This is a genomic window from Micromonospora sp. NPDC005257, assembly GCF_042872445.1.
GTDB lineage: Bacteria > Actinomycetota > Actinomycetes > Mycobacteriales > Micromonosporaceae > Micromonospora.
Genome location: NZ_JBIAKL010000001.1, coordinates 229823 through 246290, shown reverse-complemented (window position 1 = coordinate 246290; position 16468 = coordinate 229823). Strand labels below are relative to the sequence as shown.

Genomic DNA, 16468 nt, shown 5'->3' with positions numbered 1-16468 from the left:
GACGGGCGACTGCCTCAGCCGGCGACCGGGCCGGACCTCTTCGCGCCGACGATCTCCAGCGCGGCGGCCGCTATCCGGTCCACGTCGACACGCCCACTCAGCGCACCCAGCACCGTTTCGCCCGGGTCCGTACCGGCATGCGGCGGTTGCTCGACATCGGTTACCGCGCTCGCCCGCCCGAAGACGGTCGCGAGGACGTCGACCACCGTCTCGGCCGCGGGCTCGCCCCGCCCGATCCGTTCCTCGATCGCCTCGACGGCGCGGGCGGCGAGCCGGGTCAGCTCCGCGTCGACCCGCGCGTCCAGGCCGGCCGGCGCAAGCGGTGCGACGAATCCGTCCTCGGGCGGCGCCGGGGCCACCGGAGGCTCCTTGTGCCCGAGCGGACGTTCGACGTACTTCTCGTACCAGCCGCTGCGCCTGCGCATGGCGGCCAGGACCCGCTCCACCTCCCGCGCGACGACCGGCGGTTCGCTGCCCGGCCAGTCGCCGGTCACCTCGGCACGGCGTTGTGCCCACGCCTCCAGTGGCCACACGTCGTTCCCGGCCGTCACCGGGACCCCCACCCAGCCGAGCAGTTCCGTGGCCAGCGCCGTGAGCCATCGGTCCCGGCCCAGTTCGTCGGCCAGCCACCCGGGTATCCGGGGACGTTGCAGCGCACCCCGGCGCCCGCGTCGCCGGCGGTGGCCGTCCACCGTCGCCGCGTTGAGGCGGCCGGCGATCCACCCCTCCAGGTTGTGGATCGGCCGGTCGGCGTGGGTCAACAGGTCCTCCACCACCGCCTCGACGTCGTCGTGGAACCGGTCGAGGCATTCGTCGGCGAGCCGTAGGACGGAGACGGAGCAGGCGGCATGGCCCCGACGGCGCTCGAACCGGCGTGTCACGCGGGCGAACACGATCGGCCAGACGAGGTCGTACGCCGCCCGGACGATCGCTCGACGCTCCGGGCCCTCTGCGGTCGCCGCAGCGGCGGCGAGGGTGCCCTCGCGGGCCAGCTCCGTCAACGCCGGCACGCCGCGATCGACGGCCTGCCGCGTCTCGCCGGGCGCGGGAGCCCGGCGAACGACGGGCATCCGGGCTGAGTCCCGTTGTCGGGACTGCGCTGCCGAAGCACCCACTGCGGCTCCTTCCAGAGCAGATTCGTCAGGGATGGTCTCCGATCGCGCCAGGACCGGCGGGATCGGACGGACACAGCCTGCCCCCGCTACAGGGCGCCACGCGACAGCGCGGCCGCACCGCTGAACCCGAGGAGCCACATTCAGTCTCTTCAGTGGATCCTCCACATCGGTCGGACGTGACGGCGGGGCCGGCCCGCGCCGCCGGTGCGTCATCCGGCGGTGAGCGGTGAACCAACCCGACCAGTCCCCCTCCGACGTCCTCCTGTCCCCGATCTGGGGTCTTGCGCCAGTGGCGGTTCTGTGCAGCGAGATCGTCGGCGGTCATCGAGGCGGACGGTCCGTCAGATACCTGTGTCACCTCCGACGAATCGCTCGCCGGATCGAGGAAAGGGCGGGAACTCCGTGTCGTCGCTGTACGCGCTGCTGGTCGGCATCAACTCGTATCGGACACCCGACCTGAGCCGGCTCTTCGGGTGCCTCAACGACGTCGGGCGGGTGGAACAGCTCCTCGACGCCCGGTTCGGATCGGGCTCCGAGACGCGCCCCCTGACGCTGCTCAACGAGCAGGCGACCCGAGCGGCGGTCGTCTCGGCATTCCGCGAACACCTCGGCCAGGCAGGTCCCGGCGACACCGCCCTGTTCTGGTTCAGCGGGCACGGCTCGCTCTCGCGGCTGCCGCCGGAGCTGTGGCACCGGGAACCCAGCGGCTGGTGCCAGACCCTCGTGTGCCACGACAGCCGGGCCGACGGGACCGAAACGCCCGATCTTCTCGACTGCGAACTCCGGGTGCTGATATCGGAGGTCGCGGCCCGCGGCGCGCACGTCGCCGTCGTCCTCGACAGCTGCCACTCGGCCGGCGCCACCAGGACCGGTCCCGGCGCCGACCCGCAGACGGACGAGGTGATCCGGATCGCGCCGGTCGCCCCTCGCTGGGCCGAGCCCGCCCCGCGGCCGCCTGCGCTGGAGTCGCTGCTACCGGAACTCGTCGGCGCCACCAACGATGCCGCCCTCGGCGGCAACCGAGACGTCGGCCCGGACCAGGCCGACGCCGACCACGTGGCGCTCACGGCGTGCCGCGACGACCAGCAGGCGTACGAGACCGGGCCGTGGAACCGACGCAACGGCATCTTCACCCTCGGCCTGCTCGACGCCATCGAGCGGTTGGGGCCCGGGGCCACCTACCGCGAACTGATGGTCGCCGCCCGGTGCGCCGTCGAGAACGCCAGGGACCGTCAGGTGCCGACGTTGTACCCCGCTGACCACGACATCGTCGACCAGCCCTTCCTCGGTGGTGTGTCCCGGGCGCCGGCGAGCGCGCTCGTCATGCGGTACAAGCGTGGCAGCTGGGAGATCAACGCCGGGTCGATCCACGGGATCGAGGCTGCGGCCGGCGAGGACGTCCGGGTCGCCGTACACCTCGAGAGCCCCGTACGCGAAGCGCGAGTGACCCGGGTACGGACCGAGCTCAGCGTCGTCGAACCCCTCGGCTGGACACCCGACACCGGCCGCCAGTACGACGTGGTGCTGTCCCGGGTGCCGATGCCCGCGGTCACGGTGGCGGTCGGGGGGACGAGCCGGGACGACCCGGAAACCGCCCGCGCCGTCATCGACGCGTTGCGGAGCGCGGGGCCCGACGGGTCCCCCTCACCGCACCTGCGACTGGTCCCGCTCGACGACCCGGAGAAGACACCCGACCTGCGGGTCTCCACCGACGGCTGCCGCATCCGCGTTCACTCGTTCGACGGCGGGCCACTGACGGACGACCTGACCCGCGCCGACGTGCACACGGCCGTGGCTCGGCTGGAGCACATCGCCCGCTGGCGCACCATCCGGAACCTGGCCAACCGGGTCTCCCGGCTCGCCGGTGCGGTCAAGATCGAGGTCGTGGTGGCGGAACCGGGCGAGATCAGCGCACCGCGGGACCGGGCGCCGGCCAAGCCCGGCGACGACGGCGCCGTTCTGTTGACGTACGCCCGCGCCGGCGACGGGTGGGTGCCACCGATGGTCTTCATCCGACTCCGGAACACCAGCGATCGGCCGCTCTACTGCGTCCTGCTCGACCTGACCGACCGGCACGCCGTCCACCCGCACCTGTTCCCCGGCCGGATCATCGCGCCCCGGAACTGCGGTGTGGCCTTCGACGGCGGCCTGGTCGCCTTCCAACTGCCCGAGGACCGCGCCGTCGAGCCCGGTGCCGAAACGCGCGACTACCTGCAGTTGCTCGTCTCGGAGGAGGAGTTCCCGGCCACGTCGTTCCACCTCGGCGCGCTGGGCACCCAAAGGGCCGTCGAGAGGAGCCCGAGCCGCTCGGGGTCGTTCACCGGCATCCTCGACCAACTGGGGATGACCGCCCTTCATCGCGAGGCGGTTCGCCCGCCGGCCGCGGCACCGGACTGGGCGAGCAGCGTCCTGACGGTACGCACGCGGGTGCCGGAGATCTCGTGAGCGGTGGACAACCTGGGCCGAGACCGGGACCGACGAGGGGACCCGGTCGCAGGCGGTCAGGCAGCGCGGCGGGCGCGGCGACGGGCGTGGACGAAGGCGGCGTCGCCGCGCCCGCGGCCCCACCAGGACCACGGAACGCCCGTCGCGTACCGGCCGATCGACGCGAACACCGGCGCGGCCTCGGCGTCGCGGCCGGTGCGCGCCAGCCCGTACGCCAGGAAGTTCGCGTCGTCGAGCCAGTCGGCGTGCCGGGTGGCCGGCTGGTGGAACCACCGGGACAGCGCGTCGTCGAGATCGGACCGCATGACCGGATCCTGTTGCCACCGCTCGCTGATCTCGTCGGCGGTGCCGCCTTCGGGTTCGCGATCCTGCTCCCACAGCGCCCACTCCGCGGCGGCGCGCACCGGCAGCACGAGCAGCGGCGAGCCCGTCGGCGCCGCGGCGGCGACCGATCGGGCGAAGCGGAACATCGCCTCGTGCGAGCCGCTCCACTTCCTGCAGTGGTAGGTCAGCCGCAGGACGTGGCCGTCCTGATGCCAGGGATCCCGCTTGGTCAGCTCACGCCACGTCTCCTCGACGTCCTCCAGTGGCGCGCTCTCGTCGATCATGAGGCGCAGCCGGTGCGCCCACGGTGTGGGATCGTCGGGCGCGAGCCGCATCGCGAGGTCGTTCACCTGCCGGGCCAGGTCCAGCAGGCGGTTGAACTCGGCCCACTGCTCCGGACGTACGGAGGCCGCCCAGTCGCCGCCGCGCACCTCCCACGCACGGGCCATCAGGGAACGAGCACGTACGAGCTGGGCATCCGGATCGGCGGGCGCGCGCGACGCCCAGCGATCGGTCCAGGCGGCGGCGGTGTCGACCCGGCCGGTCGTACGGTCGATCCGGGATCCGAGCCCGCCGGCTGTCGATTCGGCCAGCACACGGACGTACCGTGCCCGGCGGTCGTAGTCATCCCGCGTGGCGGCCAGAGCCTTCCGGGCCGGCCCGATGTCGGAGCCGTACCGCGCCTGCGTGCACGCCTCGCGCAGCACGGCGTCGTCCTGCGCCAGGTTGGGGTCGATCTGGCGGGTGAGCAGCCGCCACACGGTCGAGATCATGATCAGGGATGGTAGATGCCGGCGGGCCCGCCGGCAGCCCCGGCGAGCCGGACCGCCAGCCGGTGAGCCCGTCAGCCGTCTGCCGTCCCGGCGGCGCGGATCACCGCGTCGAGCCAGCGCAACTGCCGCCGCACGTGGACGGCCTCGCCGCCCTCGTGCCCGTTGAACGGGTACGTGTGCATCTCCCGTAGCGGCGCGGCCGATCCGCCGGCGGCGGCGTACTGGTTGTAGGCGGCGAAGCCGGTGCTCGGTGGGCAGACGTCGTCGCGCAGGCCGATCCCGAAGTGTGCCGGGGCGGTGGCCCGCCGGGCGAAGGTCACCCCGTCGACGTAGGACAGCGTGCGCCGGACCGGCTCCTCGGCGTCGCGGTGCACCGCCAGGTAACCGGCGATCTCGCCGTAGGGGGACGCCTCGGTGAGTTCGATGGCGCGCTGGATGTCGCACAGGAACGGGGCGGTGACCAGGAGCGCGGCGAGGCCGTCGACGAGGCCTGCCGCCGCGAGCGCGAGTCCGCCACCCTGGCTGTTGCCCACCGCGGCGACGCGCTCCGGGTCCACACCCGGCAGGGCGCGGACGGCGTCGATCGCGCGCACCGCGTCGGTGATCAGACGGCGGTAGTGGTAGTCGTCCGGGGCCAGGATCCCCCGCGTGACAGGGCTGGGCCCACCGGGGGCGTCGTGCGGGTCCGGGGTGTCGCCGTGGCCGAAGAGTCCGGCCTGCCCCCGGTTGTCCACCAGCAGGTGGGCGTAGCCGGCCACCGGCCAGGTGAGCCGCTCCCCCGGCAGACCCCGGCCGCGTCCGTAGCCGGGGTACTCCACCACGGCCGGCAGCGGCGTGGGTGCGCCCGCGGGGCGGGTGTACCAGGCCCGGACCGGTTCACCGGCGAAGCCGGCGAACGTCACGTCCCACACGTCGACCAGCCGCAGGCCGGTGGGTTCGGGCCGGACGTCAACGAGCACCGGGGTGGCCCTGGCGGCGGTGAGGGTGCCGCACCAGAACCGGTCGAAGTCGGCGGGTTCGACAACGTCCGGCGTATAGCGACGGAGCTGGTCGAGGGAGATATCGATCGATGCTCTTGACACCCCGATAACGATACCCATAAATTTCCGAAAGGCTTACGGCGCATTACCGGAAAGTTCCGGTCGACGTTCAGGCGGGAGGATGAGCTTGGCATCACCGACCCCGCGCGGTCGCCGTACGCCCTGGCGGCGAGCCCTGCGCCGGGACTGGCAGCTCTACTCGCTGGCCGTCCTGCCGCTGCTGTTCTTCCTGACGTTCCGCTACCTGCCGATGCTCGGCAACGTGATCGCGTTCCGGCGCTTCCAGCCGGGCGGCAGCCTCTTCGGCGAGTACTGGACCGGGCTGCGGTACTTCCGGCTGTTCTTCACCGACCCCACCTTCTGGAGCGTGTTCACGAACACGCTCGTGCTGGGCGCGCTGACCCTGGTGTTCTGCTTCCCGCTGCCGATCGTGCTCGCACTGCTGCTCAACGAGGTGCGCAACCGCGCCCTCAAGCGGTTCGTGCAGTCGGTGTCCTACCTGCCGCACTTCCTGTCGATCGTGATCGTGGCCGCCATGGTCCTCCAGCTGCTGTCGGTGGACGGCACGGTGAACCAGATGCTGCGCGCCGTGGGTGGCGAGCCGGTCCCGTTCATGCAGCAGGCCGGCTGGTTCCGGACGATCTACGTCTCCTCCGAGGTCTGGCAGACCGTCGGCTGGGGCACCATCCTCTACCTCGCCGCGCTCACCACTGTCGACGGCGACCTGTACGAGGCGGCGCGCATCGACGGCGCCAACAGGTGGCGACAGACCTGGCACGTGACGCTGCCGGGGATCCGGCCGACGATGGTGACCCTGCTGATCCTCAACATCGGCACCTTCATGGCCGTCGGCTTCGAGAAGATCCTGCTGCTGTACAACCCGCTCACCTACCCGACTGCGGACGTGATCTCGACCTACCTGTACCGGGTGGGCATCGTCTCCGGAAACCTCAGCTACGCCGCCGCGATCGGCCTGTTCGAGTCCGTGATCGGGCTGACGCTGGTGCTGTCGGCGAACGCGATCTCCCGGCGCACGGTGGGGACGAGCCTGTGGTGAGCACGCGCGCCCGCACCGGGGCACCGGCGGTCCGGCCGCGTGGCCCCCGGCCCACCCGGGGCTACCGGGTCTTCCAGGCGGTAAACGCCGTCGTGCTGACCGCCGTCGTGGTGGTGACCCTCTACCCGTTCCTCACCATCGTGGCCCGCTCGCTCAGCGACAACGCGTACATCGTCGCGGGTGAGGTGAACCTCGTGCCGCGGGGGTTCAACCTCACCGCGTACCGGGTGGTGACGTCCGACCCGGCGTTCTGGGTCAGCTACCGCAACACCGTCTTCTACACGGCGGTCGCCACGCTCATCTCCGTCGTGCTGACCACCTGCTACGCCTACGTGCTGTCGAAGAGGCACCTGCGGGGCCGGACCGCGCTGGTCGGGATCGCCGTGTTCACCATGTTCTTCACCGGCGGCCTGATCCCCAACTACGTCCTGGTCACCAGCCTGGGGCTGAAGAACTCCGTGTGGGCGATCGCCCTGCCCAACGCCATAAACGTGTTCAACCTGCTGGTGATGAAGGCGTTCTTCGAGAGCCTGCCGGTCGAGCTGGAGGAGGCTGCCGCCGTCGACGGGCTGAACACGTACGGCACGCTGCTGCGGATCGTGCTGCCGCTGTCCAAGGCGATGGTCGCCACGATGGTGCTGTTCTACGCCGTCTCGTTTTGGAACTCCTGGTTCGCCGCGTTCCTCTACATGGACCGTCAGGACCTGCTCCCGGTGACCGTCTACCTGCGCAACCTCATCGCGGGCGCGACCGACGCCACGCAGACCGGCGGCGGCCTCGGCAGCGCCGGCGACGTCGTCCAGTCCGCCGCCACCATCCAGTCCGTGACCATCGTGCTGACGATCCTGCCGATCCTCGCGGTCTATCCGTTCATCCAGCGCTATTTCGTCTCCGGAATCATGCTCGGCGCCGTGAAGGGATAGCCGCCCCCGCACCACCTCCACCACCGGAAGGAAGAATCCATGGCCAAGCTGTCCCGGCGCCAACTGCTGCTCGCCAGCGGCGCGGCCGCCGTCGTCTCCCTGGCGGGTTGCGGCGACGACACCCCCGACAAGAAGGACCTCGACCGCAACCGTGCGGGCGCGATGGAGAAGTACGGCCTCGGGGACCAGTTCAAGGCCACCGAACCGGTCACGTTCTCGATCCTCTACAACAACCACCCGAACTACCCGCTCAAGCCCGAGTGGCTGTTCTGGGCCGAGCTGGCCCGGCGGACGAACGTCAAGCTGGACCCGGTCGCCGTGCCGCTGAGCGACTACGAGCAGAAGCGCAGCGTGCTGGTCGGCTCGGGCGACGCCCCGCTGATCATCCCGAAGACCTACCACCCGCAGGAGAGCTCGTACGTCTCCTCCGGCGCCATCCTGCCGGTCAGCGACTACCTCGACCTGATGCCGCACTTCAAGGACAAGATCGAGCGGTGGAACCTCCAGCCGGAGATGGACACGCTCCGGCAGGAGGACGGCAAGTTCTACCTGCTGCCCGGACTGCACGAGAAGCCCTGGCAGGACTACACCCTCGCGGTCCGCACCGACGTGCTGGAGCAGTTGAAGATCCCGTCCCCGACCACCTGGGACGAGGTGTACGCCATGCTCAAGGCGATGAAGGCGGCCCACCCGGACGTCATCCCGTTCTCCGACCGGTTCGGCAAGCCCAACCCGGCCGGCAACCTGCTGAACATGCTGGCCCTCGCGCACGGCCTACCCGGCGCCGGCTGGAACTACCAGGCGACGAGCTGGGACGCCGGGGCCGGGAAGTACGTCTTCACCGGCGCCTCGGACGGCTACCGGCAGGTGGTGGAGTACCTCCACAAGCTGGTCGCCGAAGGGTTGCTCGACCCGGAGACGTTCACCCAGACCGACGACCAGGCCCGGCAGAAGCTCGCCAGCGGCAAGTCCTTCGTGATCAGCACGAACGCGCAGACCCTGGTGAACGACTACCGCCCGGACATCGCGAAGATCAACCCGAACGCCCGGCTCGGCAAGATCCTCTTCCCGGTTGGGCCGGCCGGGCCGGTCAACCCGGCGAGCCGGCTGGAGAACGGCGTGATGATCTCCAGCAAGGCCCGGGACGGCAAGAACTTCGTGGCCATGATGCAGTTCATCGACTGGCTCTGGTATTCCGACGCCGGCCAGGAGTTCGCCAAGTGGGGCGTCGAGGGCACCACGTACGCCACTGACGCCTCCGGCAAGCGCACCCTCGCCCCGGACGTCAACGTCGTCGGCCTCAACCCCAAGGGCAGCAAGCACCTCCAGAAGGACTTCGGCTTCTACAACGGCGTCTTCGCCTACGGCGGCAAGCTCGACCTGGTGCAGTCGTTCTTCTCGCCCGAGGAGCTGGAGTTCCAGAAGGAGATGAACGCCCGCAAGCCCGCGCCCTGGGTGACCCCGCCACCCGCGCCGCTCAACGACGAAGAACGCGAGCAGACGACACTGTGGGCGACCGCGCTGAAGGACCACGTCACCCAGAACACGCTGAAGTTCGCCCTCGGCCAGCGGCCGCTGAGCGAGTGGGACGCCTACGTCTCGGAGCTGAGGGGCAAGAACGCGCAGGCCTACACCGACCTGGTCAACAAGGCGTACGAGCGGTACCGCAAGAACCACGGCTGACCGGCGATGCGCGAAACCGTTCCCGATCGACCCACCGGCCGGCTGACCGACGCCTGGCGTACCTGCGTCGGCACCGGCCGGTTCGACCTGGCCCTGCGACGCGACTACCAGGACTCGCTCGCCCTGGTGCAGCGGGACATCGGCTTCCGGCACATCCGCGGGCACGGGCTGCTCAGCGACGGCGCCGGCGTGCACCGCCCCTACACCTACCAGGGCGAGCGCCGGGTGCGGCACGCCTTCACCTACGTCGACCAGGTCGTCGACGCCTACCTCGGCATGGGCATCCGGCCCTTCGTGGAGCTGGGGTTCATGCCCTCGGCGCTCGCCTCCGGCGACCAGACGGTGTTCTGGTGGCGGGGCAACGTGACGCCTCCGGAGTCGTACACCGAATGGGGTGACCTGGTCCGCGCCACGGTGGCCCACCTGGTCGGCCGGTACGGCCTCGACGAGGTGCGTGGCTGGCCGATCGAGGTGTGGAACGAACCCAACCTGACGGCGTTCTGGGCGGGCGCCGACCAGGACGCCTACCACCGCCTGTACGAGGTGTCGGCGCACGCCGTGAAGGAGGTCGACGCGGCGCTCCAGGTCGGCGGCCCGGCCCTCTCCCCCGGGGCCGACGAGTGGCTGAAGCCCTTCGCCGAGTTCGTCACCGACCGCGACGTGCCCGTCGACTTCGTCAGCCGGCACGCCTACACCTCCGGCCCGGCGCGGCACCTGCCGTTCGGCACCCGGCAGACCCTCGCCCCGGCCGCGGAACTGCTGGAGCAGTTCGCCGCGCCCCGCCGGCACCTGGCCGGCACCGCGCTGGCCGACCTCCCGGTGCACATCACCGAGTTCAACTCCTCCTACCGGCCGGACAACCCGATCCACGACACGGCCTTCCACGCCGCCTACCTCGCTCCGGTGCTGGCCGGCGGCGGGGACCTGGTCGACTCCTTCTCCTACTGGACCTTCAGCGACGTGTTCGAGGAGGAGGGGGTGCCCACCGCGCTGCTGCACGGCGGCTTCGGCCTGCTCACCCACCGGCAGGTCAAGAAACCCACCTACCACCTGTACGCGTTCATGGCCCGGCTCGGCGACGAGGTGCTCGCGCGCGGACCGGACCACCTCGTCACCCGGCACCCCGACGGCCGGGTCGCGGTGCTGGCCTGGGCCCCGGTGGACGTCACCGGCCGGGAGCCGGCGCCCGAGCGGCACACCCTGTCGCTGTCGGTTCCGGTCGGCCCGCCGGGCACCGTGTCGGCGTTCCTGCTCCGCTCGTCGGTGAGCGAGGACGCCGGCAACGCCTGGGCGGCCTGGCGGGAGATGGGCAGCCCGCACTCGCCCCGGCCCCGGCAGCTCGACGCGTTGCGGGAGGCCGCCGAGCCGGCCCGTACCCATCGGGCCCTGCGGGTCGCGGCCGGCCGGGCCGACCTCGACCTCGTCCTCACCCGGCACGAGGTGACCCTCGCCGAGCTGACTCCGGTGGTGGACGAGACCCCGCCGTGGTGGGACGACGACCGGTTGCTCGACCCGCCCGGGGACCCACGGTGAGCGGCGCGACCGGCGGGCCGCGGGAGTTCGGCGACGGGCCGCTGTCGCGGGCCGCCGCGGCGGTCCACACCCTGCTCGTGGTCGAACTGCTCCTCCTGGTGAGCATGCTGCCCGGCCTGGCCGTGCTCGTGCTGCTCGACCGCGACAGCAGCAACCTCCCGCTGGTCGCCGCCGCCGCGCTGCCGGTCGGTCCGGCGGTCTCGGCCGCGCTGCACACGCTGCGCCACCAACGCCCGGACCTGACCGATCTCCGGCCCGCCGTCACGTTCCGCCGGGCCTACCGGGCCAACCTGCCGGGCGTGCTGCGCGTCTGGGCGCCGACGCTGCTGTGGCTGGCCGTCATCGCGGTCAACCTGGCGAACCTGCCCGCCGCCGCCCTCCCCCGCTGGTGGGCCGTGCCGCTGGTGGTGATCGGCGCGGGGGTGATCCTGGTCGGGGTCAACGCGCTGGTGATCGTCTCACTGTTCGCCTTCCGCACCCGCGACGTGCTCCGGCTCGCCCTCTACTACGTGACGCGCAAGCCCGGCGTCACAGTCGGCAACGTCGTGCTGCTGGCCGCCGGCGCCGCCGTCACCGCGGTGTTCTCCGAGGCGGTACTCGCCCTGCTGGCCGCGCTCCTGGTGCTGGCGCTGCTGCGGATCGGCGACCCCATGATCGATGACATCCGGGCGGAGTTCACCGCATGAGCGTTCCGGTCACCGGCCGGGCTGCGGCCGACGCCGGCGAGTCGGCCTGGCACGCCGCCTGGCTACCCCCCGCGGTGTTCCGCGAACTCGGCTCCCGCGGGGTGCTGGTGCACGGCGACGGGCTCCTGGTCGACACCGTCATCGACGAGGTGAGCCGGGCCTGCGCCCGGTACGGCGGACGGCTCTGGCACGGTCCACCGTGGCAGGTCGACGCGGACCTGGTGCTGGCCCTGCGCGAGGCCGGTCCGGTGCCGAACGCGGCGGCGGAGGCGATCCGGCTCGGTGCGACACCGGCGGTGAACGGCACGGGCGACGGCTCCCTCGGCGACGAGGGGTACCTGCTGGCGCGGGTGAGCGGCGTGACAGTGGTCCTGGCCGACGCGCCGGCCGGCCTGCTGTACGGGATGTTCCACGTGGTCCGGCTGGGCCCGGCGGCCTTCGACGACGACCTTCCGGCGCGGCGGCACCGGCCGGCGCTGGACCGGCGGATGCTCGACCACTGGGACAACGTGGCCGTACACCCGGTGTCGGGTCAGGTCGAGCGGGGCTACGCCGGCGGCTCCCTGTTCTGGCGCGACGGCGCCGCCCGGCACGAGCCCGCCCGGCTGCGGGACTACGGACGCCTGCTCGCCGCCTGCGGCGTCAACGCGATCTGCGTGAACAACGTCAACGTGCACGACACCGAGGCGCGACTGCTGACCGACCGGCTCGGCGACGTCGCGGAGATCGCCGAGGTGCTCCGCCCGTACGGCATCCGGGTGCACCTGTCGGTGACCTTCGCCGCCCCGGTGGTCCTCGGCGGCCTGCCCACCGCCGATCCGCTGGACGAGCGGGTACGGGCCTGGTGGGCCGCCGCCACCCGGCGGGTCTACCAGCGGATCCCCGACTTCGGCGGCTATCTGGTGAAGGCCGACTCCGAGGGCCGGCCCGGCCCGTTCGCGTACGGGCGCGACCACGCCGACGGCGCGAACCTGCTCGCCGGGGCGCTCGCCCCGCACGGCGGCGTGGTGCGCTGGCGGGCGTTCGTCTACGACCACCGCCAGGACTGGCGGGACCGGTCGACCGACCGCGCCCGGGCCGCCCACGACCACTTCGCGCCGCTGGACGGGCGGTTCGCCGACAACGTGATCGTCCAGGTGAAGTTCGGCCCGATCGACTTCCAGGCACGCGAACCGGTGTCCCCGGTGCTCGCCGCGATGCCGGCCACCCGGCTGGCGGTGGAGGTGCAGGCGACGCAGGAGTACACCGGCCAGCAGCGGCACGTCTGCTACCTCGGACCCTGGTGGAGCGAGGTGCTGGGGTTCCGGCCCCGGGGCGCGGCCGGCGGCACGATCGCCGACGTGGCGGCCGGCCGGGCGGGCACCGGCGGTGGCGGTCTGGCCGCCGTGGCCAACGTGGGCGACGACCCGTTCTGGACCGGGCACCCGCTGGCCCAGGCGAACCTGTACGCCTTCGGCCGGCTCGCCTGGGATCCGCGGCTGGATCCCGCTGCGATCCTCGACGAGTGGATCGACCTGACCTGGGTGCCGGTCACCGCCGGCGATCCGGATCCGGTGCGGCGGACGATGCACGCGATCATGGACGACTCCTGGCGCACCTACGAGCGCTACACCGCCCCGCTCGGCGTCGGCTTCATGGTGCGGCCCGGCCACCACTACGGTCCCGACGTGGACGGCTACGAGTACACCCCGTGGGGCACCTACCACTTCGCCGACCGCGACGGCGTCGGGGTGGACCGGACCCGGGCGACCGGGACCGGCTTCACCGGCCAGTACCCGCCGCCGTGGTCGGAGGTGTACGAGTCACGCGAGCGCTGCCCCGACGAACTGCTGTTGTTCTTCCATCACGTCCCGTACCGGCATGTGCTGCAGGATGGCCGTACCGTCATCCAGCACATCTACGACACGCACTTCGCCGGGGTCGAGGAGGTGGCGGCGATGCGGGAGCGGTGGCGGCTCCTCGCCGGGGCGGTCGACCCGGCCGTCCACGACCGGGTGGCCGAGCGCCTCGACGAACAGTTCCGCAGCGCCGTCGAGTGGCGGGACCAGATCAACACCTACTTCTTCCGCAAGTCCGGGGTGCCGGACGCGCACGGCCGCCGCATCTACTGAGCCGCGCTCACCAGGGGTGCACCGTGCCGTCCGCCAGCCGGTTCACCGGCAGGTAGGCCGGTGCGTACGGGTAGCGGGCCGCGGCCTGTTCGTCGATGTCCACCCCGAGCCCCGGGGTCTCGGCCGGATGCAGGTAGCCACCGTCGAAGTGGTAGCCGTGCGGGAACACCTCGTCGGTCGCCTCGGTGTGCCGCATGTACTCCTGCAGGCCGAAGTTGGGGATGGCGAGGTCCAGGTGCAGCGCGGCGGCCATGCAGACCGGGGAGAGGTCGGTGGCTCCGTGCGAGCCGCTGCGGACGTGGTGCAGCGCGGCGAGGTCGAAGATGCGCCGCAGGTGGGTGATCCCGCCGGCGTGGACCACTGTGGTGCGGACGTAGTCGATGAGCTGTTCCCGGATGAGCTGGGCGGCGTCCCAGATGCTGCTGAAGACCTCGCCGACGGCGATCGGCGTGGTGGTGTGCTGCCGGATGAGCCGGAAACCCTCCGGCAGGTCCGCCGGGACGGGATCCTCCATCCAGGTCAGCGCGTACGGCTCCAGGCTCCTGCCGAGCCGCGCCGCCTCGATCGGGGTGAGCCGGTGGTGCACGTCGTGCAGCAGCCGCAGGGTCGGCCCGAACTCCTCGCGGACCCGGGCGAACACGCTCGGCACGTGGGCCAGGTAGGCCTCCGTCGACCAGGCGGTCTCGGTCGGCAGCGCTGCGTCGGCGGGCTCGTAGAACATCTTGTCGGCGCTGACGCCGTACGTCCGGGGCAGGCCGGGCACACCGCACTGCACCCGCACCGCGCGGTAGCCGAGGTCGACGAAGCGGGCGACCTCGGTCAGCACCTCGTCGACGGTCTCGCCGTTGGCATGTCCGTACACGGTCACGCCGTCGCGGGACCGGCCGCCGAGCAACTGGTAGACCGGCAGGCCGGCGACCTTGCCCTTGATGTCCCACAGCGCGGTGTCGACGGCGGCGACGGCGCTCATCGTGACCGGCCCGCGCCGCCAGTACGACCCCTGGTAGAGGTACTGCCAGGTGTCCTCGATCCGGGCCGGGTCGCGCCCGATCAGCAGCGGCACGACGTGGTCGCGCAGGTAGGACGCGACAGCCAGCTCCCGGCCGTTGAGGGTGGCGTCGCCGACGCCGGTGACGCCGGCGTCGGTGACGACCTTCAGGGTCACGAAGTTCCGGCCGGGGCAGGTCACGATCACCCGGGCGTCGACGATTCTCATCCGGTCTCCCCTGCGGTCGGCGCGCCCATCCCCCAGGATTATCCATCATCGTCGATCGATGGGGTGGCCGGTGCGGGCCGGGCCGGTCAGGCCGGTTCGGGCACGCCCCCGGGCTCCCCGTCGTCGGGCATCGGCTCGACCGGCGCCTCGGGCAGTTCGCCGGGCGTGTCCGGGAGGAGTTCGCCGGGGTCGTCCGGCACGTCCTCACGCGGGTCGATCGGCGGATACAGCTCGGGATCGAGGTCGGGGTTGGTCATCGGCCCAGTATCCGACGCCACCGCCCGGACCGCCCGCCGAGCGGTCCGGCCCTTTCCCGCCTCCGCCTCCCGCATCGTCACGGGCTCTCAGCGTCGCCGGCCGCGGGCGTGGACGACCGGTCGGCCGGCTTGCGCAACCACAGCCACACTCCGGCCGACAGGCACGCCGCGCCCCCGATCGCGACCGCTGTCTCGGCCAGTTCGGAGAGATCGTCGAGGAACGGGAAGGTGTGGGTGGCCGCCATCGCCAGCAGCCCGATCAGCAACAGGAGGCCGGCGGCGATCCGCTGGGGAATCATGCGCTTCATTGGATCACGACGCCGACCACAGCCCCGCAGGCGCCTCCGTAGGTTCCATGGATCTGACCGTGCGCTGACGCAAGTCGATATATGCGATGGACGTCGATGGCGGCTCGGTGTGCGATGTCCCGCCCCCGCCGCTACGGACGCAGATCCGTCCTCGCCTTCCCGGTCGAGGGGTCGTACGGGTAGGAGAGGTGCTGGTGGGTCATCAGCCAGGCCCCGCCGCGTCGCTGGAAGACCCGGGTCCCCCGGGACCAGCTCTCGATCGGCGGGCCACCGCTCGGGCTGACCGAGACGCGGTTGAGGCCCCACGCGACGGCGAGGTCGCCGTCGACCAGGATCGTCAGGTCGGGCACGTCCCAGGCGACTGATCCGTCACCCGACGCCGCCAGGCCCGCCGCGCAGACCTCGCGGACCGCGTTCACGCCGACGTATCGCAGCGGCTGGTCGTGCTCGTACGAGACCACGTCATCGGCGACGGCATCCATCAGGGCATCGAGGTCCTTGGCCGCGGTGCCCTCGAACCAGCGCCGGTGGAGCCGGCGCACCTCCGCCTCGGCGGTGGCCGCGTCCGGAGTCGGCTCGGCGGCGGTACCGGCGAGCGGGAAGGAGTGGTGTTCGTGGGTGACGACCCACCGGCCCTCCCGCCTACGCAGGCCGAAGGTCACCCGCAGGCGGTTCTCCGGATCCGCGGCGACGTCGGCCGGCGTGCCGCAACGCAGGAGCGCGTACGCGAAGGCGACGTCCTCGCCGGCCTCGACGTCCAACGACTCGACCTCGAACGACGCGCCCTGCGCCTGCCATCCGAAGAACGGCGGCCAGATCTCCCGGTAGGCGTCCAACCCGCGCACGCCCTCGTACGGCGGCGGCACGTCGAACATCACCATGTCCTCGGCATGGTCGGCCAGGACGCCCGCGAGGCTCCCCTCGTGAACCGCCGCGGCCCAGCGCTCGACCAGGGCGCGGATCTGTTCTTCGTCGCTCGGCATGTCGGCTCTGCCCT

General features: G+C 71.9%; 14 protein-coding genes. 7 read left to right on the top strand and 7 right to left on the bottom strand.

Going from position 1 to position 16468, the window contains the following annotated elements:
* Nucleotides 1–14: 14 nt before the first annotated feature.
* The gene (locus ACFYO8_RS01025) at nt 15–1070 is read right to left on the bottom strand and encodes a hypothetical protein (RefSeq protein WP_387256617.1); all 1056 of its coding nucleotides are present in this window, start codon (nt 1068–1070) and stop codon (nt 15–17) included.
* 447 nt (nt 1071–1517) lie between these two features.
* Here ACFYO8_RS01025 and ACFYO8_RS01020 point away from each other — a divergent pair, with 447 nt between their 5' ends.
* Nucleotides 1518–3560 (top strand): caspase family protein, encoded by a 2043-nt coding sequence (locus ACFYO8_RS01020; RefSeq protein ID WP_354864224.1) that lies wholly within the window; start codon nt 1518–1520, stop codon nt 3558–3560.
* Between the two features lie 56 nt (nt 3561–3616).
* Here ACFYO8_RS01020 and ACFYO8_RS01015 read toward each other — a convergent pair whose 3' ends face one another.
* Nucleotides 3617–4657, bottom strand: coding sequence for a DUF4034 domain-containing protein (locus tag ACFYO8_RS01015; protein WP_354864226.1), 1041 nt, complete (start codon nt 4655–4657; stop codon nt 3617–3619).
* Nucleotides 4658–4728: 71 nt separating this feature from the next.
* Nucleotides 4729–5757, bottom strand: a complete 1029-nt coding sequence (locus ACFYO8_RS01010; RefSeq protein ID WP_354864228.1) for an acetylxylan esterase — start codon at nt 5755–5757, stop codon at nt 4729–4731.
* 67 nt (nt 5758–5824) lie between these two features.
* Here ACFYO8_RS01010 and ACFYO8_RS01005 point away from each other — a divergent pair, with 67 nt between their 5' ends.
* From ACFYO8_RS01005 to ACFYO8_RS00980, 6 genes are read left to right on the top strand one after another with little or no spacing between them, the layout of a single operon-like run.
* Nucleotides 5825–6754, top strand: coding sequence for an ABC transporter permease subunit (locus ACFYO8_RS01005; RefSeq protein WP_355047390.1), 930 nt, complete (start codon nt 5825–5827; stop codon nt 6752–6754).
* Nucleotides 6751–7677, top strand: a complete 927-nt coding sequence (locus tag ACFYO8_RS01000; RefSeq protein ID WP_354864232.1) for a carbohydrate ABC transporter permease — start codon at nt 6751–6753, stop codon at nt 7675–7677. The genes ACFYO8_RS01005 and ACFYO8_RS01000 overlap by 4 nt, the downstream gene beginning before the upstream one ends.
* A 39-nt stretch (nt 7678–7716) precedes the next feature.
* Complete coding sequence (locus ACFYO8_RS00995) at nt 7717–9360, top strand: extracellular solute-binding protein (RefSeq protein WP_354864234.1); 1644 nt, start codon at nt 7717–7719, stop codon at nt 9358–9360.
* Between the two features lie 6 nt (nt 9361–9366).
* Nucleotides 9367–10893, top strand: coding sequence for a xylan 1,4-beta-xylosidase (locus ACFYO8_RS00990; RefSeq protein ID WP_354864236.1), 1527 nt, complete (start codon nt 9367–9369; stop codon nt 10891–10893).
* Nucleotides 10890–11579 (top strand): hypothetical protein, encoded by a 690-nt coding sequence (locus ACFYO8_RS00985; RefSeq protein ID WP_354864238.1) that lies wholly within the window; start codon nt 10890–10892, stop codon nt 11577–11579. Before ACFYO8_RS00990 ends, ACFYO8_RS00985 begins: the two co-directional genes overlap by 4 nt.
* Nucleotides 11576–13690: an alpha-glucuronidase gene (locus ACFYO8_RS00980; RefSeq protein ID WP_354864240.1), complete on the top strand. Its 2115-nt coding sequence runs from the start codon at nt 11576–11578 to the stop codon at nt 13688–13690. Before ACFYO8_RS00985 ends, ACFYO8_RS00980 begins: the two co-directional genes overlap by 4 nt.
* Nucleotides 13691–13697: 7 nt before the next feature.
* Here ACFYO8_RS00980 and manD read toward each other — a convergent pair whose 3' ends face one another.
* From manD to ACFYO8_RS00960, 4 genes are all read right to left on the bottom strand, one after another.
* On the bottom strand, nt 13698–14906 hold the full coding sequence (manD, locus tag ACFYO8_RS00975) for a D-mannonate dehydratase ManD (RefSeq protein WP_354864242.1): 1209 nt from the start codon (nt 14904–14906) through the stop codon (nt 13698–13700).
* A gap of 86 nt (nt 14907–14992) precedes the next feature.
* Nucleotides 14993–15163, bottom strand: coding sequence for a hypothetical protein (locus ACFYO8_RS00970; protein WP_184686617.1), 171 nt, complete (start codon nt 15161–15163; stop codon nt 14993–14995).
* A gap of 77 nt (nt 15164–15240) precedes the next feature.
* Nucleotides 15241–15462 carry a hypothetical protein gene (locus ACFYO8_RS00965; protein WP_354864244.1) on the bottom strand — a complete coding sequence of 74 codons (222 nt, stop codon included), beginning with the start codon at nt 15460–15462 and terminating at the stop codon, nt 15241–15243.
* Nucleotides 15463–15602: 140 nt separating this feature from the next.
* Nucleotides 15603–16454: a nuclear transport factor 2 family protein gene (locus tag ACFYO8_RS00960; protein WP_354864246.1), complete on the bottom strand. Its 852-nt coding sequence runs from the start codon at nt 16452–16454 to the stop codon at nt 15603–15605.
* Nucleotides 16455–16468 lie beyond the last annotated feature (14 nt).